Below are 21127 nucleotides of genomic sequence, written 5' to 3' on the forward strand. Positions count from 1 at the left end.
GCAATATTTCAAAGGAATATTGCCTATTGATCACTTTGGGTTATCCGATTCTCAAAAAACTCTGTGAAATAGTAGCCGCCAGTCTTCGGCGGCCCTACAAACCTTAAAATGTTTAACTCTCTTGCTTTGCTAAGCTGGCGCTCAATAGTCTTTTGTGGTTTTCCCGATCGTTTTGCTATCTCGCCAGATTTAAGTCCCTCAGTTTCATTGACGATCATAACTATTCTCATGATTTCTGACTTACTCGCATTTTTCAGGCGGTTCAAATTTCCGTTCCCAATTTCTTCATCAAACAAATGATTCACGATCTTAACTACCACAGGTTCTATGTGTATATCAATGAGAATAGTCGGCGGGGGAGATGGAAGTTGATTTACTCCCGCATTTACTCCCTCACTTACTCCCGCATTTACTCCCTCACTTACTCCCGCATTTACTCCCTCACTTACATCCTCATCTTTACTGACTGGAATCGGGATCTTCATTTTGAAAATGTTTCCCTCTACAAACTCAGGCTTTCGTTTGCCAGCATACATTTTGGTATAGTGAGCCACATTTCTGGCTCCTGAACCAAGTTCTTCCGCTCTGCCAAGCTGGATGAAAAACTTGACTATCACCGGATTTTTTGGGAAGGTAATACCGGCCAGAGGATTGATAATGCCCTCACCGTTCGGCTTGTTAGCATTCTCAGTCTCAACCGTGTCTTTGCCAATAACAAACCGGCCAGGGGACGCACTGGTATATTCCCGATGGACAATCATATTGGCGATTACTTCTCTGAATATAGCAGTCCGTATGCTAACTCGCTGATTGCCTTCCAGGTAAAATTTATCCGGCAAATGTTTTCCAGCGAAGTCTAAAAGCTGTTCATAAGCTTCGATCAAATTCGTCTGAATGTATGCGCGGTCATCGTATCGAAATGTATTATCTATTCTGACTAGCGCGTCTATTTTAAAATGCGGCAATACCTGTGTGATTACTTCATCCTTGCCAAGAAGTAATGTGGCAGCGAGTGTATAACCTTCTTCTCCTGTTTGAAAGTCGCGCTTCCAAAGTCCTGCCGCTCTCAAAAGTTGAGTATTGTCCAATGCCAGCCAGGGATGATCCGCGTTATTGCTGCGAATGAGATTTCTTACTTTTGGAAACAAATCTGCCTTAAAGTTCTCAAACCGAAGATGTGGCAGAATAGCGTTTTCAGTGTATTTTGAATTTTTCTTGTTAACTATCTCTGCAATCTTATGCGGCTCATTTATCCTAAGATCTGCGTCCCCATTTCTAAAATAAACTACGTTTGACAGCCGGTGCACTTGCGAGTCGGCCGGCAGCAAAATGTGTATAATCGGTTGGCCTCCGATCATGTACTTTTTAGGAGTAAATACAAACGGCGGATTCATTTTTTGAGGATCATTGGACAAATATGTCAAGTCCTTGATCATCTTATCAACTTGCTCAGGCAGGACTCCCGTGACTGTACCGGAATCATCTACACCGAGGAAGATGTTGCCACCTTCATTATTAAGCATTGCACAAATTGATTCAAATAGGGTTTTAGGCAATGCAAACTTGGCTTCCTTGAATTCCAACCTGGTGCCTTCACCTTGTTTTAGCAGTGTATTTATCTGTTCTATTGTCATTTAAATAGAGATAATGTCTCGCTATCTCTACTAGTGAAATGATTAATCATACATCTCATATTTTGAGCAATTATTTAAAGGTCTGCGAAGGATATTCTTATTGTAGAATAGATTGGTATCTAACTAGTACATGCTTCAATCAACGTTTTTGTTGCGCCTTACTTTCGAGTTCTGAAACAAGAACCGTTAAAAAATTCCCCCTCCCTCACCTTGCATCCCACCAATTTTCTCCCGAATATGCGCCTTCCCAATAAATGCGCGTAAAATGAAAAATGTTAGAAGTATTGCCCTGTTATGGTGTGGATCAGGCGAAAGCCCCAAGGCGCTTACGCGAGCGCGGGACACCTAAGACAGGGCATTTTATTTTTTTCCATCCCAATAAATACGTGTTATGTACAACAAACCAAACTCCCCAGAGTCTGAGGACTCGACGTGTATGGCCTACGGTCAAATGGTCAATGAATTGCTGAGTGCCAGCTCGGCCGACACCTGGTGCGAACATCTCTGGGCAATGTACGGCGGGTACGTCATCGCTCAAAGGGAATTGGGTTACGGCCCCGATGCTCCGAATGTTTTCTGGTCGTTTCGCGATCTTCTGTTTTTCTTTCAGGAGTTGAAGGGCAATGATTGAAGAATTGAATGTGCGTTGTCACCCTGAGCGCAGTCGAAGGGTTGTGAGCGCGCCCTTGATCGTAGCGCCCTTCGACTGCGCTCAGGGTGACAAGTTAAATAGCACTCACGTTCCTTTATTACGATTTATAACAATCTGTTAGCTACTTGAAAAATGCGAAAACTGGTTCTTTACATTGCTTCCAGCGTCGACGGATACATTGCTGCTCCTGGCGATGACCTGGGATTTTTGGCGAAAGTGGAAAAGGAAGGGGAGGATTATGGATATGCGGATTTCATTGCGGAGGTCGATACGGTGATCGTCGGCCGCCGGACTTACGATTGGGTAATGCAGCACGTTCCTGAGTTTAGCCACTCGGACAAGGAATCGTATATCATCACCAGAACGCCGCAGGAAAGCGTTGGTAACACCCATTTTTATACCGGCGACATCGGCGAGCTGGTACAGGCATTGAAAGCGAAAGAAGGCGGCACGATCTTCTGCGACGGCGGTGCCGAAGTAGTACACCAGCTCCTGACACGCGGCCTGATTGATGAATTTGTGATTTCAATCATCCCCACATTCGTCGGTGACGGTACCCGGCTTTTCAAAGACGGCCGGCCCGGCGGGGATCTGCAATTGGTTGATGTGAAGAGTTTCGATACCGGATTGGTGCAGCTTTTTTATAGGAGGGTCTAGGGCGATTTGCTAGTTAGGGGGCTCCGCGGGAGCCTTTTTTCGTTTGTGGCGATTCGTTTCTAGAAACAGGTAGCCCCGCTGGGGCTGCGTTTGGTCATTAAAAAAGGCTCCCTGGGGAGCCTCCTATTTCTAGAAAAAAGATCAGCCCAGCAATGCAAGGCTCCCAGAGGAGCCTCCTGTTTCTAGAAAAAAGATCAACCCGGCAATGTCAGGCTCCCAGATGAGCCTCCTGTTTCTAGAAAAAAGATCAACCCAGCAATGTCAGGCTCCCAGAGGAGCCACCTGTTTCTAGAAAAAAGATCAGCCCAGCAATGTCAGGCTCCCAGAGGAGCCTCCTGTTTCTAGAAAAAAGATCAGCCCAGCAATGCAAGGCTCCCAGAGGAGCCTCCTGTTTCTAGAAAAAAGATCAGCCCAGCAATGTCAGGCTCCCAGAGGAGCCTCCTGTTTCTAGAAAAGAGACTAACCCCTTGTATATCAGGCTCCGCAGGAGCCTCCTGTTTATCCAGCATTCGACATTAACGAATACAACACAACCCCTCACTGCTCACGAAACGAAATTTCCACCCGCCGGTTTTTACTCTTATTCTCCTCACTATCATTCTCAGCAACAAGAAAATAAGAACCCTTCCATTCAACCCGGATTTGCCCGGGGCTCACTCCGTTTGTTTTCATATAATGCTGCACGACCCGGGCGCGGTATTCTGAGAGGATCAGGTTCAGATTCTGCTTGCCAACATTGTCGGTGTGGCCAGTTACCCGGGCAATGAGATTATGCCGTCGTACCAATACTGCGCATACAGAATCCAGAACAAGGCGGCTGTCTTTCCTGAGGTGGTAGCTGCTTTGGTCGAAATACAAAGTCCTCGGCGTCAGCATTTGAAGCGCGGCCTGGCTGTTTGTTTTTGCATTTTCATAACGTACAAACAAGAAGTTAAAACCTTCATTGAGCATTACCTTTTCCTTTGAAAGGCTATGTTCAACCTCCTTTTCATTTTTGTCAAAAATACCTGTATGAAGTGTGTAAGCACCGGGAAGAACGTAGTTCGCGGTTATGTTCCGGTGTTTTGGCGAACTTACAATCGGCCTGTTCTCCTGCACTTTACGTGTGGTTTCGTCCATTAACACTATTGACATTGTTACGCTATCAGGCGCGTCAACTTGCACGAATAATTGGCTTTTTGGGAAAATGGTTTCGTCTAACTTAATGGAAGGATCCAGCCCATTTTTCAGCATAGGTACCTTTATTTCAAATGTGCCTTTTGCAAGATTTTTCCCGATTCTGTTTACTCCAATGTTTCTGGTTTCAAATCCAGCCAACTCAAAAGTCAGTTGCCGGGCTGAGTCGGGTAGCTCGAATGCAAACTTTCCGGATTTATCCAGATTAATTTTCTGCTTGCTTGTACTGAAAACTACTGTGATATTGCATTTCACATTGGTCTGGTCAGCGACATTGTAACAGTTGCCAGATAGGCGGAGTGAGTCAGAAGTAAATGCGAGAAGCGACAGGATGAGTGCAGTGAGCATAGCCGGTTGACGGTGAGTTTAGAACTTTAAGGAAAAGGAAAGGACGGCTAACTGCTACTTGAAAGCGCTGCAAATCAGTATGATAATTTACATTGATATAATAAGCATAACATGTTAGAAACCATCAAAGAGAGCATCTGGCAGCAATTCGGGGCGGGTATCAATACTTTGGGAAATGCAATTGAACGTTGTCCGGAGGATTTATGGGAGAGTAAAAAGCGGTTTTTCTACATCGGATACCACGCATTAATCCTGGCGGATTACTACCTAACTATTCCCGCCCCGGAAGAATTTCATGCGGTACTTCCATTTTCATTCACGGAGCCAGACGAGATTCCCGATGGAGCTCTGGGAGATATGGTGCCCGATAAGCATTATACGCAAGCTGAAATGCTGACTTATGTTGAGGAAGTCCGTGCCAAGCTGAGCGAAGTAGTTTTTGGGCTGACCGAAGAGAAATTAAGCGAGCGCTGGGTTGAGCCGAGTGGCGATATGAATTATTCGGTTTTGGAAATTTTGCTCTACAATTTGAGGCACGTGCAGCATCACGCCGCGCAGTTGAATTTGCTTCTGAGGCAGGAGCGGAACTTGCGATCGGAATGGATTTTTCGGGTTGATGAGTAGGGCGTAGTTTTTTTAACAATATATTTAATCAAACAGAAGAGTTATGGATCGAAAAATAGCTATGGTAAAACAGCAGATCAACATGAAAACTGGTGATCAAGCAGCCGATGATCTTGATTATTGGTTGACAAAGACGCCTCAGGAAAGGCTAGCGGCTGTTACCTTTCTTATTAGTCAGGTGTTGGAACCTTCGCAACGTATGGACAAGACTTTCTTTTCTCAAAGAAATATGAAATAATGACACTGGCGACCGATTTCAAAGATTTTATTAACCTGTTGAATAAACATCAAGTCGAGTATTTGGTTGTAGGGGGATATGCAATGGCGTTTCATGGTAGTCCACGGTTTACAGGTGACCTTGACATTTGGATCAAAGTTTCTGAATCCAATGCTGAAAAAATGCTGACTGTTCTTAAAGAGTTTGGGTTTTCTTCATTGGGTTATAGTAAGGAAGATTTTTTGAAGGATAATATTATCAATCAGATTGGTTACCCGCCGTTGAGAATTGACATACTAACATCTATTGACGGTGTAACTTTCTTAGAAGCGATTCAGCAAAAACGAACAATTATAATCGATTCGATTGAAGTAGCTTTTATTGGAATTAAACAGCTGGTAGAAAATAAGACTGCATCAAACAGGCCGCAAGATATCGTTGATGTAGCTACATTAAAGGAAAGTGAAAAGGTGTCGGAACTTGACAAAGCTTCAGGAGCAAGCACTATCGCCAGTCGGCCAAATCTCTCCGCATACTCCCTCGCCATCATGCCCAACGCCACAATCCTGCAAGATGTAGCCGAAATGAAGCAGCAGTACAAAACTGCAATTGGCAAAAGCTACGGCAGTGCAAATGCAGACGGGCATATTTCTTTGGATGGGTTTGAAGCCAGTGAAGAAGATTATCCGTATGTTCTTGCAGAGTACCGCCGCATTGTATCTGAGCTCGATCCTTTTGAGATTGTCTTTTCCGGTTTCGACGATTTTGACCGGGGTAACTTTTCTGCTTTTTACATTAACTTAACGAAAGATTCTTCTGAGGAAATCCGTGAGCGGACTGCCGTTATAATGAAGGCTTTTGACAAAAAAATCAAGAAGCAATACATGCGAAAGTGGGCGGATGAATCTAAAAACCCGCATATGTCCATTGGAAGGCGTCTGTCTCGTGAATGGATTGCGTTGGCTTATTCAATATTTACCAACTATGACGCGCGCTTTCATTGCAATGCATTTGCGATCAGGAAGTATAATGACAAACGCCGTCAGTATGATGTTGTAGATGTGCTTCCGCTGCTGGGCGCTCCTGCGGTGCAGCTGGATTTGTTCAATCCGTAAAACCTTATCACCCCACTTTCAACCACCCTGTAATGCTCAACCTGGCAGTATTGGTCACCAGCACTTCGTGTTCCAGTTCGCTGCTTTTGAAGAATACACTTTTCCCGCTAACAGGTGAGATATCCTGCTCACTGTCAGCGTGGTGGATCCGCAGCTCGCCGCCATTTCCTTCCTGCCAATCGGGATTCAGATAGGTGATCATTGAATATTGCCGGCTCGGATTATTCCGGAATTGGTCTAAGTGTTTTTTGTAAAAACTCCCCGCAGGGTACATTGCGTAATGGAATTCGTAACCAGTGATTCCTGTGTAGCAAGTACTGTTCAAATGCAGCACAAACGAGTCCATTAAATCGAAAAACTCGTTTTCGACAGGATCATTATGCTTCCGGTCGAGCCAGTAGATCATGTCGCTCCGGTAAAGTTTGTCGTGGAGAATGATTTTTTCATTGCCGGTACCGGCAGACTGAAAATGGCCTTGGGAATGCAATGCAGCGAGCTTTTCTCTCAGCTGGTTGGCGAGTGTTGCATTAAGGAAATTTTCCGCTATCCCCACTTTATTATCGATGTAGCTGTCGATAAGTGTATCAAATGCAGTTTGCAAAAAGTGAAGATTAAAAGTAAGTCCGGTGGCCGGATTAAGTGAAGATAGCACTATTATTTGTTTTTTTTGAAACAGTTGTCGGTGCAAAATCGCTGCATTTCGTCTTGTACTTGTAAATCCTTTTGCATGTATTTCCCGACTGCGGCGCCTGTTAATGCCATTACCGATGATGCTGCGCTTTGGCTCGCCTTTCGCACCGGCGACAATAAGGCCCTCGGCACTTTGGCTGAGCGCTATTTTGTGACTTTAAAAAGGTACGGGCTGAAATTTATGGTCGACGAAACCATTGTCGACGATTGCATTCAGGACCTCTTTCTCGAACTCTGGCAAAACCGTCACAAGATCAACCAGACTCCATCAGTTAAGTTTTATCTGCTTAAATCGCTCAGAAACAGCATTATAGGGCATTTACGTTATCAGCAGCGATTTGCAAGCGAAGAACCGTTGCAGTGGGATACCGGCATGCCCGATCATTTCAATGCAGAATCGCTCCTTATTGAGCAGGAAACGCTAGACGGTTTGATCACCCAGGTAAATTCACAAATGGCGACACTGCCAAAACGCGAGCGCGAAGCACTTTATCTGCGTTATTTTGAAAACCTCAGTGTAATTGAGATCGCAGAAGTAATGGGTGTGAACAGGCAGTCCGTTTCTAATTTTCTCCAAAAGGCGCTCGCCCGCATCCGCGACCGGTGGCTGGTCACGATGGTACTAAACTTATTCTTTTTTTAAATATTTTTTCAATTCCGAGGGTATATCGTTCACGGCTGTTCATAATATCATAGAAATCATTTGAATAGTCAAGAACAGTCATGCCTGAACAACCCTTCGAATCCGTCGAGGATTTTTTGCAGGACCTTCGTTTCCAGCAATGGGCACGCGGCGAAGCTCCCGGCGACAAACGCTATTGGCAGGCGTTTCTGAACTCCAACCCGGATAAAGTTCACCTGTATGAAGAGGCTATTGCATTGATTCTCATCATGCAGGGTAATGATTTGCAGCCCGTAAATTCATCCAGGAAAATCAGGCAAATACAGGACGCCATTGCGGACAAGGTAACTGAAAAACGCATTCTACCTGTCTGGCAGTGGTTACGTTGGGGGCTAGCTGCAATGCTGGTCGTCGCAGTTGGTTTTTGGTGGAGTAATCGAACAACAAACAAAACGGCGGAGGTAGCCGCTACGGAAAAATTCATTCCTGCATTGAAACAGTCGGTGACGCGGCGTAATGAACGCACCCAGGCTATGCTTGTGAACTTGCCCGACGGATCATCAGTCTTACTCTCAAAAGAAAGCAGCGTGCGGTACAACCAGCAGATGAATGGAAAGAAAAGGGTTGTTTACCTGACCGGCGAAGGGTTTTTCGAAGTGGTTAAAGATGCAAACCGACCGTTTTTCGTGTATGCAGACAAAGTGGTTACAAAAGTGTTAGGTACCAGTTTTACCGTAAAATCGTATCCTGATAGTGCTGAGGCGATCGTTTCAGTTAAAACCGGGAAGGTATCTGTTTCTACCGCGGCCCAGAATGCCGGCAGCCACACATCACTTACCCTGCTTCCCAATCAGCAGGTGAATCTGTTGGTTGAAAATCAAAAATTGACCACGACGATCACAGAGGTGGTTAAACCTTCTGAAATGACACCTGTGCAGAAAGAACCGTTTGAATTCGAATTCACGCCGGTGGCCGAGGCATTTAAAATACTGGAAGCCAACTATGCAGTCAAAATTCATTTCGATGAAGTGAAAATGCGTGACTGTACGCTCACAGCCTCACTGAAAGACGAACCATTTCTGGAAAAAATCAGGCTGATCTGCCTGGCAACGGAATCCAGTTTTCAGGTGCTCGAAGATCAGATAATCATTTCCGGAAACGGGTGTCAGACTCCTTAATTCGCTAAAATTCCCTTTAAATAATAACCCTAAACCAAACGCTATGAAAAGAAAGTGTAAGTAACAATCGCCTGATCCTTAATAATTTAAACTCTATGAAAAAATCTTTGCAAATGAAATCTTACAAACCTTTATTAAAAAGGAAAATCCGCGGCCAGCTGTTCCTTCCGGGCTTGCTGCTGCTGTTGCTCGGGAACCTGAGCTGGGCAAATGCCTCCGGCGTGCAGGAAATGCTCAACCAGCGGATTAGTATTTCGGTGTCCAATGAGAAAATCGAAACAGTGGTTTCCAGACTGGAACAATCTGCGAAAGTGCGCTTTTTATACAGCCGCGAAATCATCCAGTCTAAGCGCAAAGTTAGCTTTACAGCTTCTGAGCAGCCACTTTCAAAGGTACTGGACGGAATTTTGCAGCCGCTCAACCTGAAATATGAGGTAGCAGGCGACAAGATCATATTAAAACGCCAGGCGGCCGCTCAGGAGGCGGAAGTGCAGCCTGCTTCGTCGGTCACTACCAATACGAAAGCGACTGCGGATATTTCGGTTTCAGGGAAAATCACCGATGATACCGGCAGCCCGCTTCCCGGCGTGAGTATTCTCATTAAAGGAACTTCAAAAGGCGCTACGACCAATTCCGACGGTAGCTATAATGTAGAAGTCGTGAGTGGAGACGCGGTGCTGGTGATCAGTTTTGTTGGTTATGTGAGCCAGGAAATCCAGGTTGGTACGCGCAGTGTGATAGATGTGCAGCTGCTGGTTGACGACAAGGCGCTGGAAGAAGTTGTAGTGGTAGGTTATGGTGTTCAAAAGAAAGCCAATCTTACCGGCGCAGTTTCTACTATTGATTCAAAAGCGATTGAAAACCGCCCTTCCAGTAACCTTTCGACAGGTTTGCAGGGTGTAACGCCAGGTTTGATCATTACCCGCCAGACCGGCCAGCCAGGTCGTGAAAATATTGCTATTCAGATCCGTGGCGCTACTTCGGCCAATGGAAATGTGAACCCGCTGGTATTGCTCGACGGCGTAAGTGTACCGATCAGCACAATGCAAACCATGAACCCGAATGATGTAGAAAGTATCAGTGTTTTGAAAGATGCAGCGGCGGCGGCGATCTACGGTGCCCAGGCTGCGGGTGGGGTTATTTTAATTACAACTAAAAAAGGAAAAGCCGGAAAAGTGGTATTCGATTATACCGGCCAGCAAGGTATCGACTGGTCCACGAATGTGCCGGACAGAATGTCGCTGCTTGACGAAGCTTTGTTCTCCAACCAGGCGCGTATCAACTCAGGTTCAAGTCCTGAATATACAGACGAAGAAATCCAGCGCATACGCGACGGTGTACCTTATGTGATCAACCCGGCGGACACTTCTTCCTATTTGTATTACAACCAAAGACCGATCGCGGACGAACTTTTGCGCAAAACGACGTCCATGAGCACGCACAATATCACAGCACGCGGCGGAACGGATAAGCTAAACTTTTTGATCTCGGGAGGTTACTACAACAAGCAGGGCGTTTTTAAAGTGGGTCCCGACAGTTATGATCGCTATAATGCACGTATCAACCTCGGTGCCGAATTGACAAGGCATTTGACGCTCGACAGCCGCTTGTCTTACACGCATGAATACACCAACAGTTCGTATGCGGATGCCAATGGAGGCGGATTGATTTATCAGGTGTACAGGTTCAGGACCAGAAACCCTGCATTCACGCCGGAGGGTCGCTATAACACGTCAAACAGTACCTACGCACAGCTTGCCGAAGGTGGTTACAATCGCTACAAACGTAATTTCTTTGACGGTGTATTCACTTTAACGGCGGCTAATTTTGTAAAAGGTTTGCAGCTGCGCGCGGTGGCTGGTACGCAGTACAGACGTGGTGACCGTCAGCGCTTTAACCGCACCGTCCCATTGTGGAGCAAATCAAAAGTGGCGAGTTATGTGAATCAGATCAATTCTTACAATATTGATAATGAGCTTACTAAAAACCTGAACTTGCAGTTTTTGGCCAATTACGATTTCAAGATTGGTGAAAAACATAATATCGCTCTGTTTGCAGGTTATCAATGGGAGGAGTTCCGTGAGGATTTTCTGTTCTCAGGAGCTACTAACCTGGTAAGCAACGATTTGCCTACTTTGAATTTGGGTGATGATAAAACCAAAACCAATAGCCAGATCATCAGAACGAATGCATTCCAGTCGGTATTCGGCAGGTTCAATTACAATTATGCGAACAAATACCTGTTTGAGGCTACGGTGAGATTGGATGAAAGTTCGAAGCTGGCGCCGGGATTGAGAAAGAAATTTTTCCCGTCGGCTTCAGTGGGCTGGAATGTGCACCAGGAAGACTGGTTTGCCAATACACTTCCTTTCTTCTCCGAGTTCAAGCTGCGCGGATCGTGGGGTCGCCTCGGTGGCGCTTTGGGTGACGCAATTGGGAACTACGATTATCTGAGCCAGTTGAGCCGGGCAAATGGTCTGGTTTTAGGGGATTCAAGAACTTCTTACATTTTCCAGGGCTCAATTCCTTCTGCTAATTTGTCGTGGGAAACGATTGAAACTACCAACGGTGGTCTGGACTTGGGTTTGTTCCAGAACAGACTGCAATTCAACGGGGATTATTACGTGAAATTTAACCGTAATATGCTTACCGCTCAGCAGTTACCAGCTACGATCGGTATTGGAACACCCCGGAAAAACAATGGCGAGCTAAAATCGTGGGGTTGGGAAACGGAGCTGAGATACCGCGATAAAATCGGCAAGGATTTCACTTATTCGGTCGCTATCAATTTTTCAGACAACAATAACAAGCTGATCAGCTTCTCAGGCAGAAATATCGTAGGTACCGGTACCAACGGACTCATCGAAGGTTATGCGATGAACACGGTTTGGGGTTACAAAACTTCGGGCTATTTCACCTCGCCGGATGAAGTGAAGAACTGGGCATTCCAGGATAACCGCGCCGGGGTAGGTGATGTTAAATACAATGACCTGGACGGTGACAAGCGGATTACAGTAGGAAAAGGCACAGTTGAAAACCATGGTGACCTCGTGTTGCTGGGTACCACTGCGCCGCGTTATCTGTTTGGATTTACATTGGGCGCAGGTTGGAAAGGTTTCGATTTTACAGCATTCTTCCAGGGTGTGGGTAAAAGAAGTTACCGCTCCACGGCAGAATCGATCGCGCCGCTTTTGGTTACCTGGAAGCAGGCAATGGGCATTCACAGCGATTACTGGACACCCGAAAATCAGGACGCGCTTTTCCCAAGACCTTACACCGGAGCTACGCACAATTACCTGGCATCGGACAAATGGACGCTGGACGCAAGCTATATCAGGCTGAAAAATATCCAGCTCGGCTACACTATTCCTTTGCGCATTACCGAAAAGGTAAAAGTGTCGAGAGCGCGTGTATTTTTCTCAGGACAGGATATTCTGACGCTTTCAGGAATGGGTAAATTCCAGGGTTTCTTCGATCCTGAAACGCGCGACGGTGTAGAAAATGACTATCCGTTCTTCGCGACGGCCTCATTTGGTCTGAACGTGTCGTTTTAATCTTTGACCAACCGCATTAACATGATAACAATGAAAATTACATTTAAACAAACGCTGCTAAGCCTGTCGCTGGTCACTTGCATGACAGCCTGCGACGTGAACCGTTTGCCGGAAACGAATATCAGCGACATGACTTTCTGGACGTCAGAATCGGACATCAAAGCAGCTAACAATTACCTATATACGTTTCTGCCTGGTTTTAGTAATGAAGAGGTTTGGTCCGATGACGCATTCGGTCTTGCTTCTAATTCGATCAGTGATGGTTCTCGGCTGGCTCCTGCAACCGCTGCGGATTATAACTCGCCTTACAACCTGATCCGCGCTGCGAATAATATCCTGGAAAAAGCGCCGCGTGCGGCTGTGGCGCCTGCTGTACTTAACCGGTACCTGGCCGAAGCATACTTTTTCCGGGCCTGGGGTTATTTCTCGCTGGTTCAGAAATACGGAAGTGTTCCTTTGATCCTGAAAACGTTGGAAGAAGGCAGTCCTGAGCTGACAGAAGCGGCTGCACCCAGAGAAACGGTTGTGGATCAGATCTATATGGACCTCGATTTTGCAGTGATGAACCTGCCGACAATCACTACATTAGGTGCCGCAGATTACGGACGTATTTCGCGGACAGCTGCGCAGGCATTTAAAGCCAGAGTAGGGCTTTTTGAAGGTACTTATGGTAAATATCATGCAAAAGGCGATGCCAGTAAACACCTGAATATTGCGGCTGTCAGCAGCAAGGAAGTGATCGATAGTAAGGAGCATGCATTGTTCGGAAACTATTTTGATCTGTTTCAGATGGCGGGCGAGGGAAGGCAGAACAAGGAGAATATCATTGTAAAGCAATATGGCGTTTCGTCCACTGAGCGCGTGTTAACGCATGCTTACTACCGCAGTTCGCTGGAAAACGGGAACATCAATCCAACCAAAAGTCTGGCTGATTCGTACCTGATGAAAGACGGTTTGCCGCTTTCGAAGTCGCCGCTCTGGTCTGTGCCGGATTCTTCGCACAAGGTGTTCAAAAACAGGGACTTGCGTATGAGTGCGACCTTTATGAAAAGAGGCGACGCAATGATGACCACCAAGCCGATTTTTGATATTGCCAACCTGGTATTCAATAAAACGGGTTATATGTTCCGCAAGTTTGCGAATGTAAATGACTGGAATACACAAGCTTCTGTGATCGACAGACCTTTGCTACGTTACGCCGAGGTATTGCTGATTTATGCAGAAGCTACTTACGAATTGAAAGGCGCGATCACAGATGCTGAGCTTGATATGTCGATCAATCTGCTGCGGGCGAGGGGAGAAGTAGCGAAACTGACAAATGCATTTGTTACTGCCAATGCATTGAATATGCGTGACGAGATCCGTCGTGAGCGCCGGGTTGAGCTGGCGCAGGAAGGTTTCCGTTACTGGGATCTGATCAGATGGAAAATCGCTGAAATGGAGCTGGTGAAGCCGGTTTTAGGTAATTTTTATTTCAAAAATGAATTCGCTGCTGCTACGGTGAACCTTGCTCCTGACAACGTTATCCTCGTGCAGGACGCCAGTTTCCGCAAATTCAACCCGGCCAGAGATTACCTCTGGCCGCTTCCAATCAACGAAATCGCATTGAATCCTGCATTGAAGCAGAACGCTGGCTGGTAGTATTGCTTTTAATTGATTAATTGGTAAATGTCCCTGATCGTTGGTCAGGGACTTTTTTGTATGCTTTCACATATAATTTTGGCATTAAGTATACTGTTATATGTAAAAGCATATAATTTTTATATATTTACCAAAACTATATGTAATAGCATATAATGAGAGCATTATCCCAATTCGTAAAGGACAAGAGAAAAGAGGTAGGTCTGACTCAGGAAGATCTAGCTATCAAAGCTGGCGTTGCCTTAACTGTAATCCGCAAGATAGAACAAGGTAAGGAGAATCTGAATCTTGATAAAGTTAATCAGGTACTCCGAATGTTCGGTCACATCCTGGCGCCAGTCAATGCCAGAGAAATTAATTTAGACGGTAATGACCTATGAGAAGTGCGACTATCTATTATAAAGACGCTGTTGCAGGGGTGCTGACTGAAACAGACGATGGCGAATATACCTTCGAATATGACGGCAGCTACATACAAAATTATCCAACGCAAATGATCACGGTCACAATGCCGGTAACAACCCGAAGGTATGTGGAGAACAGACTTTTTCCTTTTTTTGAAGGTCTTATTCCCGAAGGGTGGCTGCTTGAAATTGCGTCTAAAAATTGGAAAATAAACGCCAACGATCGAATGGGTTTGCTACTAGCTTGCTGTCAGAATTGCATTGGAGCTGTAAGTGTTCAACCTATATCTCAGGAAAATGACTAAAAGGTGCCTGTATTGTTATAATATTCTGGAAAACACATCGGAAAGTGATTTTCATGAGCGTTGTTCCCTGGACTTTTTCGGATCAAAGACCCAGCCTGCATTAGCCTATTCATTAGATCAAATGACCGAGCTGGCTAAAAATGTTGTTGAAAGGAGCATTGCAGTACCAGGTGTTCAGCCCAAATTATCCCTCTCACTAATTGGCGACGCAATGAAAAACGGTGGAGGTGGGCGACTGACAGTTGTGGGCGCTTTGGGCGGTAATTACATATTTAAGCCTCCTATGGAAAAATATCCTGAAATGCCGCAAAATGAACACGTGACGATGCGGATAGCGGAGGCATTTGGTATTAAGACTGTTAGATCCAGCTTAATAAGGTTGCAATCGGGAGAGTTGTCTTATATAACAAAGCGGATTGACCGGACCGAAAACGATGAGAAGATCCACATGCTCGATATGTTTCAGATTCTGGAAGCTTTCGATAAATACAAGAGTTCCATGGAAAGAGTAGGGAAGGCTTTGGCGACCTACTCGACGAATACCCTTCTTGATCAATTGTCTTTTTTTGAGCTGAGTGTTTTTAGTTTTCTTACCGGAAACAATGACATGCATCTCAAAAACTTCTCGATGCTCAACATTAAAGGTGACTGGGTTCTAGCGCCAGCATACGATTTGTTGAATGTGACAATCGTAAATCCAGAAGATACAGAGGAGCTGGCATTAACGCTGGAAGGCAAAAAGCGAAAGCTTAAACTCGAATATTTTGAAAGATTCGGAGTTGGACTGGGATTAAATAAAAAGCAAATTGAGAATGTGTTCAGAAAGTTTTTGAAATATAAACCTGTCGCAATGGACTGGGTAGACAAATCCTTTTTGTCAGATAGCAATAAAGCTGCATATAAAAATGTGCTTGAAGAGAGATACGTCCGATTAAAAAGCGACTAGTTAATTGATCCAAACAAGATCCCTCTAATAAAACTCCTGGCAACTCTCGCAGTAGTAACTTCGCCGCTTCGATTTTCCCAGGTATTCCTTGTGAAAAGGGATATTGCACCTTGGGCAGATCTTTTTCGTGTGGGCCAGCCAATGCTTTTTCAGGGTATTTTCCTTTTTCCAGTTCAAAAAGTCAAATGCGTAATTGCGCGTTTCATCGACTAGTTCCCGCAATTTCTTATCCGGTATCTGCCCCAGCTTGCTCATTGGGTGAATGCGGGTGCGGAACAGTACTTCATTTTTAATGATATTGCCGCTTCCCGAGAAGATATTCTGATCCAGCAATGCGTCGCAGGCGAGCATTTTTGGATTTGCTACCAGCTTATCAAGCGCCAGTGAAGCGTCCCATTCTTCCGCCATAATATCCCCGCGCCAGTCGTAAAGCTGGTCGGCGGGCTGATCAAAGATCTCAACGGAACACGCGTAGAAATTCAGTTCATCTTTATCAAACAGCAAGGTCAGCCGGGGCGGCGTCTTCTTTTGTGCATTGATCAGGTAACTTCCAAAAAGCATAAAATGAATGCGCAGCGTAAAATCCGGAAAGCAGATCAGGAAATGTTTTCCCCATGACCTGAAATCTGTGACTTCCTGGTTGATAAGCCTGTCCAGGTCGATTTTAGTAGTTCCTTCGGCTTGTCGGATCACCTTTCCTTTGAGGTGAAGCGGCTCGATCGCTTCTTTTAATATTACAATTGACGGGCCTTCTGGCATGGCATGCTTATTATACGTTTACAGGTGGCATTCATTCTAAAAAAGCCGCGCCAGGCAACAGAGATTGCATTCAGCATTTTCACCACACCCAATTATATGAGTTTACTTTCCAAAAGCCAAAAAGACGACCAGCCCGGCATCCAGCCGGCCTGGATGAAGGCGCAGGATGCCTATCCGTTTTACATTAAAGCGCCGCTAATCCTGATCGGTCTCTGCCTGGTTGTTTACATTCTTGCTCTTTTACAGGATATTATCGTCCCATTCGCATTCGCCGGACTGATTTCAGTACTGCTCAATCCGGTTTATAACCGCCTTCAAAAATGGCATGTAAATAAAATACTTGCGATCGTACTTACGATTCTGGCAGCCTTTCTGGTAGTGGCCGGGATTATGTTTTTCCTGTCTTCGCAGATCGTCCAGTTCGGAGAAATGCTGCCGCAGCTTGAAAAGAAAACCATGACGCTACTGCATGAATTGCAAGCCTGGCTTTCTTCCACGTTCGGAATGTCGACCCAGAAGCAGATGAGCGTATTGAATGAGGCCGTGAACAGCAGCCGGACATATGTGGGCAAAACGCTGAATACGGTATTCGGGATACTCAGCTTTTTCGTGCTGATCCCGCTTTATATTTTCCTGCTTCTTTATTACAAACCTTTGATACTAAACTTTATATTCGAGGTATTTGATGAAGATAACTCCGCGCAGGTAGCCGAAATCCTGAAAGAAACGAAAGGTGCAGTGCAAAGCTATATTGTAGGGTTAATGATCGAAATGTCGATCGTAGCGGCGCTTAATTCCGCTGCGTTGCTGATCCTCGGTGTCCGTTATGCAGTGTTACTGGGCGTGATCGGGGCTATTTTGAATTTAATACCCTACATCGGAGGCGTGATCGCGATTGCGCTGCCGGTGTTGATGTCATTTATCACAAAGGACGGATTTACGACACCACTGTTGATATTCGGAGCCTATACATTGATCCAGTTTGCTGATAATAATATCATTGTGCCGCGTGTGGTTTCGTCCAAAGTTTCAGTTAATGCGCTGATTTCCATACTCATTGTATTGCTCGGCGGGACGCTGTGGGGAGTGAGCGGGATGTTCTTATCCATTCCGATCGTCGCCGTGCTGAAAATTATCTTCGACCGGGTCGACGGGTTGAAACCCTGGGGGAAATTGCTGGGCGATAAAATGCCGGAGGACGCGCCCGAGGAAGTCGTGGATCCAAGAGAAACCAAGCAGCGGGATAAGCCGCTGATATAACAAAAACGCCGCCCGGTCAAACCAGGCGGCGTTTTTGTTTGGTTTTTGTTTTGCTGATCAATACGTCAGTTTCTGTACAGTGCCAAGTGGCATGCTAAGCAGATAGAACTCGCGGTCGCCGGTACGTTTGATATCCGTTGGCATCATCAGGCCGCCAAGTAGCTCTTTCCCGTTTTCGTCGAGAACTGCGCCGGAAAAGGGAACAAAACCTTTATCGAAGTTTGCGAACCTGATTACCAGCGGCTTGTTATTAGCTGTTAATGTAATGTGAGTCAGCGTCGTAAATTTCTCACTGTGAACACCCACCGTACCATTCATATCTACTGAAAAGATTTTCGCACTGCCTTTTACAAATGGGCCGCCGGAAAGTGTACTGATCAAAAATTTGCTTCCGTCGAATACAATACCTGTTGGCACCGCGTCCACGATCGGGCCGGTCCCTACCTCAGGCAGTGACGCAAAAAGGCTGATATCGCCTGTGCTGTTTTCGCGCTTGAAAACTGCATTGGCACCAGCGTCAACCATATAAATGTTATGGTCCGGGCCAACCGTCATATCGTAAAGATTGGAGTTGGTATCCTTGGTTGGCTTGATCTTTCTGATCAATTGTCCGTATTCATGAACGATCAGATCAGACATTTTTCTTTCAGGATCGCCTGTTTTGAATCCGGAAACGTCAGCGATGAATAATTTTCCGTCGATACCGTGCAGGATATACAGCTTAGCGTCATGGAACATTACGTGGCTGATTCCTTCCGCGCCGCCTTCGGGCCCCATCACAGAGGTGAAGCCGCTTACGAATGTTGTTTTAGTGCCGTCAGGCGAAATCATTACTACTGCGCCGTCATTTTTTCCGGTTCCAATCTCGGAAATCCAAAGGTTGCCGCGGTTGTCTTTCGCCATCCCGATAGGTGCGCGCAGGCCGGAGAATAAGTTGGATGCTGTCAGTTGAGTAGGTTCAGGAATGGGTACTTCGTGGTCGGTACAGGAAATAACAGCAGAAACCAGCAGGAATAAGGCGCCAATGGACGTCAGGAAGTGTTTTTTCATAATTGAAATGGTATGGTGGAAGATTGAGTTTGAGCCCATTTGGGCATTAACAAAAATATGCAAATTGACAGCTGCCTCCTTTGTGTCCGACAGACAATCCGGTTCTATTCTTATTAAGCGGTAACGGAATCCGATTTTTTTGTACAATTGTGAATTAGAACGACATAGAGCCGATTTTACAGCAATATCAATAACCAACAATAGTGATGACCCAAGATATCGTACAGCCGGTTCCCCAAGCTTATGCAGCCATTGATGAACAAACCAGAACAGTCGGTTTTTCAATGGCTTCCGACATTCATACCTGCTCACTTCTGAAAACGCTTGCCGCCTCCAAGCCCGGCGGTCGCTTCCTCGAACTGGGTACCGGTACCGGACTTTCCACCGCGTGGATCCTCGACGGAATGGACGAAGGATCGACGCTGGTTTCTATTGATAATGATGCAGATTTTCTGAAAATCGCAAAGGATGCTCTAGCCAAGGACCCAAGGGTATCCCTGGTGCACACCGACGGAGCTGACTGGATCAATGAAAATAGTGGGGAAGTATTCGATTATATCTTCGCGGACACCTGGCACGGCAAATATCTGATGCTCGACGAAACGCTGAATATGTTGAAAACAGGCGGTTTTTACATCATCGACGATATGATGCCGCAACCAAACTGGCCGGAGGGGCACGATGAAAAAGCCAAAAATCTGGTCGCTTATCTGGATAGCCGGAATGATCTCGCGCTGACTAAGCAGGTTTGGGCGACTGGTATCATTCTAGCAGTTAAGATTAAATAGCGCCGGCCCAGCTATATATTTTCTTCGCAACGTAAGAGTATAACAGGGTATTCAAATGGTTTAATTTTAAATAATTAGAAGATTATATTTTAATTATTGAAGATGAGGCTATTTATCACTAACCCTTAAATCTTACGTTTATGTGTCAAAATCATGGAGTTGCCTACATCAAACCGGGCGAAGTAGAGGTTCAGGAAATTGAATACCCCAAGCTTGCCATCGGCGATCGCAAATGCGAGCACGGTGTGATTCTTAAAATTGTCTCCACCAACATTTGCGGCAGTGACCAGCATATGGTGAGGGGGCGTACTACTGCGCCGGCCGGGCTGGTTTTAGGTCACGAGATTACGGGCATTGTCGTTGAGGCTGGGCGTGATGTAGAATTTATCAAACAAGGCGATCTAGTCTCAGTACCATTCAATATCGCGTGTGGCCGCTGCCGGAATTGTAAGGAAGGGAGGACAGGTATTTGCTTGAATGTAAATCCGGCACGTCCGGGCGCTGCTTATGGATATGTAGATATGGGGGGCTGGGTAGGCGGCCAGGCGGAGTACGTGATGGTACCTTATGCTGATTTCAATTTGCTCAAATTCCCCGACAAGGATCAGGGAATGTCCTATATCCGGGATCTGACATTACTATCTGATATTTTCCCGACTGGTTTTCACGGCGCTGTAACAGCGGGAGTAGGACCGGGTTCTATTGTTTATGTAGCCGGAGCCGGACCTGTGGGGCTTGCCTGTGCTGCCTCCTGCCATTTGCTCGGCGCAGCCGTGGTGATCGTAGGAGATATGATTAAGGAAAGACTTGATCAGGCCAAAAGTTTTGGTTGCGAGGTAATCGATCTCTCCAAAGACACGCCGCTGGAACAGGCGATTGAGGAGATTGTTGGTGTTCCGGAAGTTGATTGTTTCGTCGATTGCGTTGGTTTCGAAGCCAGAGGCCACGGCGCGGATTCAGGAGAAGAACGCCCGGCGACAGTTTTGAATACTGCAATGGCCGTCACCCGCGCAGGCGGAGCGATCGGTATTCCCGGACTTTACGTGACCGGCGATCCCGGCGCGAAGGACAAGGCTGCGCAGGAAGGAAGTCTGAGCATTCGTATTGGCTTAGGCTGGGCAAAATCTCACTCGTTTTACACAGGTCAGTGCCCGGTCATGAAATACCACCGCCAGCTGATGAATGCGATTTTATTTGATAAAATTAAGATTGCGAAAGCAGTGAATGTGGAGGTGATCACGTTACAAGACGCCCCACGCGGCTACCGGGATTTTGACAAAGGCGCAGCCAAAAAGTTCGTGATCGATCCGCATGGAATGATTGCGTAGCAGGCTTTTTCCTTAAATTACCCTAAATCCCTAAAGGGACTTCTGCGAGCTGCAAAAGTCCCTTTAGGGATTTAGGGTTTTTTGCACAAATGCCCCAACCCCTAAAGGGGCTTTTTTTAGGAACCCCAAAAAGTCCCTTCAGGGATTTAGGGTATTGTAGAACGCAGCAAAGTCCCTTC

20 protein-coding genes are annotated in these 21127 nt (G+C 46.0%); 15 read left to right on the top strand and 5 right to left on the bottom strand.

All coding sequences use genetic code 11. The features are described from left to right. Positions 1-23: 23 nt before the first annotated feature. Positions 24-1634, bottom strand: coding sequence for an RNA-binding domain-containing protein (locus KOD92_RS06410; protein WP_215232728.1), 1611 nt, complete (start codon positions 1632-1634; stop codon positions 24-26). Between the two features lie 436 nt (positions 1635-2070). Between KOD92_RS06410 and KOD92_RS06415 the strand changes: the two genes are divergently transcribed. Continuing rightward, on the top strand, positions 2071-2265 hold the full coding sequence (locus KOD92_RS06415) for a hypothetical protein (RefSeq protein ID WP_215232729.1): 195 nt from the start codon (positions 2071-2073) through the stop codon (positions 2263-2265). A 153-nt stretch (positions 2266-2418) separates the two neighbouring features. After that, positions 2419-2943: a dihydrofolate reductase family protein gene (locus KOD92_RS06420; protein WP_215232730.1), complete on the top strand. Its 525-nt coding sequence runs from the start codon at positions 2419-2421 to the stop codon at positions 2941-2943. A gap of 537 nt (positions 2944-3480) precedes the next feature. On the opposite strand, the gene KOD92_RS06425 is transcribed toward KOD92_RS06420, so the two are convergent. Beyond that, entirely contained in the window at positions 3481-4467 is a 987-nt protein-coding gene (locus tag KOD92_RS06425) for an OmpA family protein (protein ID WP_215232731.1), read from the bottom strand. A 111-nt stretch (positions 4468-4578) separates the two neighbouring features. Here KOD92_RS06425 and KOD92_RS06430 point away from each other — a divergent pair, with 111 nt between their 5' ends. The 3 genes from KOD92_RS06430 to KOD92_RS27380 are packed head-to-tail and all read left to right on the top strand — an operon-like array spanning position 4579 to position 6423. Then, a complete protein-coding gene (locus tag KOD92_RS06430) occupies positions 4579-5091 on the top strand; it encodes a DinB family protein (RefSeq protein ID WP_215232732.1) in 513 nt (170 codons plus the stop codon). A gap of 43 nt (positions 5092-5134) precedes the next feature. Next, positions 5135-5329: a hypothetical protein gene (locus KOD92_RS06435; RefSeq protein ID WP_215232733.1), complete on the top strand. Its 195-nt coding sequence runs from the start codon at positions 5135-5137 to the stop codon at positions 5327-5329. Next, positions 5329-6423: a 2'-5' RNA ligase family protein gene (locus KOD92_RS27380; protein ID WP_229254568.1), complete on the top strand. Its 1095-nt coding sequence runs from the start codon at positions 5329-5331 to the stop codon at positions 6421-6423. Before KOD92_RS06435 ends, KOD92_RS27380 begins: the two co-directional genes overlap by 1 nt. 7 nt (positions 6424-6430) lie before the next feature. Here the strand turns inward: KOD92_RS27380 and KOD92_RS06445 are convergent, their stop codons facing one another. Beyond that, complete coding sequence (locus KOD92_RS06445) at positions 6431-7075, bottom strand: 2OG-Fe(II) oxygenase (RefSeq protein WP_229254569.1); 645 nt, start codon at positions 7073-7075, stop codon at positions 6431-6433. A gap of 75 nt (positions 7076-7150) precedes the next feature. Here KOD92_RS06445 and KOD92_RS06450 point away from each other — a divergent pair, with 75 nt between their 5' ends. From KOD92_RS06450 to KOD92_RS06480, 7 genes are all read left to right on the top strand, one after another. Further along, the gene (locus tag KOD92_RS06450; RefSeq protein ID WP_215232734.1) at positions 7151-7756 is read left to right on the top strand and encodes an RNA polymerase sigma factor; all 606 of its coding nucleotides are present in this window, start codon (positions 7151-7153) and stop codon (positions 7754-7756) included. Positions 7757-7836: 80 nt separating this feature from the next. Next, the gene (locus KOD92_RS06455; RefSeq protein WP_215232735.1) at positions 7837-8913 is read left to right on the top strand and encodes a FecR family protein; all 1077 of its coding nucleotides are present in this window, start codon (positions 7837-7839) and stop codon (positions 8911-8913) included. 95 nt (positions 8914-9008) lie between these two features. Next, entirely contained in the window at positions 9009-12467 is a 3459-nt protein-coding gene (locus KOD92_RS06460; protein ID WP_229254570.1) for a TonB-dependent receptor, read from the top strand. 30 nt (positions 12468-12497) lie between these two features. Next, positions 12498-14108: a RagB/SusD family nutrient uptake outer membrane protein gene (locus tag KOD92_RS06465; protein ID WP_215232736.1), complete on the top strand. Its 1611-nt coding sequence runs from the start codon at positions 12498-12500 to the stop codon at positions 14106-14108. A gap of 155 nt (positions 14109-14263) precedes the next feature. Beyond that, the gene (locus KOD92_RS06470; RefSeq protein ID WP_215232737.1) at positions 14264-14488 is read left to right on the top strand and encodes a helix-turn-helix transcriptional regulator; all 225 of its coding nucleotides are present in this window, start codon (positions 14264-14266) and stop codon (positions 14486-14488) included. Next, positions 14485-14817: a HipA N-terminal domain-containing protein gene (locus tag KOD92_RS06475; protein ID WP_215232738.1), complete on the top strand. Its 333-nt coding sequence runs from the start codon at positions 14485-14487 to the stop codon at positions 14815-14817. Before KOD92_RS06470 ends, KOD92_RS06475 begins: the two co-directional genes overlap by 4 nt. Then, a complete protein-coding gene (locus tag KOD92_RS06480; RefSeq protein ID WP_215232739.1) occupies positions 14810-15763 on the top strand; it encodes a HipA domain-containing protein in 954 nt (317 codons plus the stop codon). Before KOD92_RS06475 ends, KOD92_RS06480 begins: the two co-directional genes overlap by 8 nt. A gap of 24 nt (positions 15764-15787) precedes the next feature. Here KOD92_RS06480 and KOD92_RS06485 read toward each other — a convergent pair whose 3' ends face one another. Then, the gene (locus tag KOD92_RS06485) at positions 15788-16522 is read right to left on the bottom strand and encodes a DNA-formamidopyrimidine glycosylase family protein (protein ID WP_215232740.1); all 735 of its coding nucleotides are present in this window, start codon (positions 16520-16522) and stop codon (positions 15788-15790) included. A 24-nt stretch (positions 16523-16546) separates the two neighbouring features. Here KOD92_RS06485 and KOD92_RS06490 point away from each other — a divergent pair, with 24 nt between their 5' ends. Then, on the top strand, positions 16547-17782 hold the full coding sequence (locus KOD92_RS06490; protein WP_229254571.1) for an AI-2E family transporter: 1236 nt from the start codon (positions 16547-16549) through the stop codon (positions 17780-17782). A gap of 57 nt (positions 17783-17839) precedes the next feature. Here the strand turns inward: KOD92_RS06490 and KOD92_RS06495 are convergent, their stop codons facing one another. Next, complete coding sequence (locus tag KOD92_RS06495; RefSeq protein WP_215232741.1) at positions 17840-18832, bottom strand: ScyD/ScyE family protein; 993 nt, start codon at positions 18830-18832, stop codon at positions 17840-17842. Between the two features lie 206 nt (positions 18833-19038). On the opposite strand from KOD92_RS06495, the gene KOD92_RS06500 reads away from it, so the two are divergent. Beyond that, complete coding sequence (locus KOD92_RS06500) at positions 19039-19620, top strand: O-methyltransferase (protein ID WP_215232742.1); 582 nt, start codon at positions 19039-19041, stop codon at positions 19618-19620. Between the two features lie 140 nt (positions 19621-19760). Beyond that, on the top strand, positions 19761-20948 hold the full coding sequence (gene fdhA / locus KOD92_RS06505; RefSeq protein ID WP_215232743.1) for a formaldehyde dehydrogenase, glutathione-independent: 1188 nt from the start codon (positions 19761-19763) through the stop codon (positions 20946-20948). Positions 20949-21127 lie beyond the last annotated feature (179 nt).

The sequence above is a fragment of the Dyadobacter linearis genome, from assembly GCF_907165045.1.
In the GTDB taxonomy this organism is placed as follows: domain Bacteria; phylum Bacteroidota; class Bacteroidia; order Cytophagales; family Spirosomataceae; genus Dyadobacter; species Dyadobacter linearis.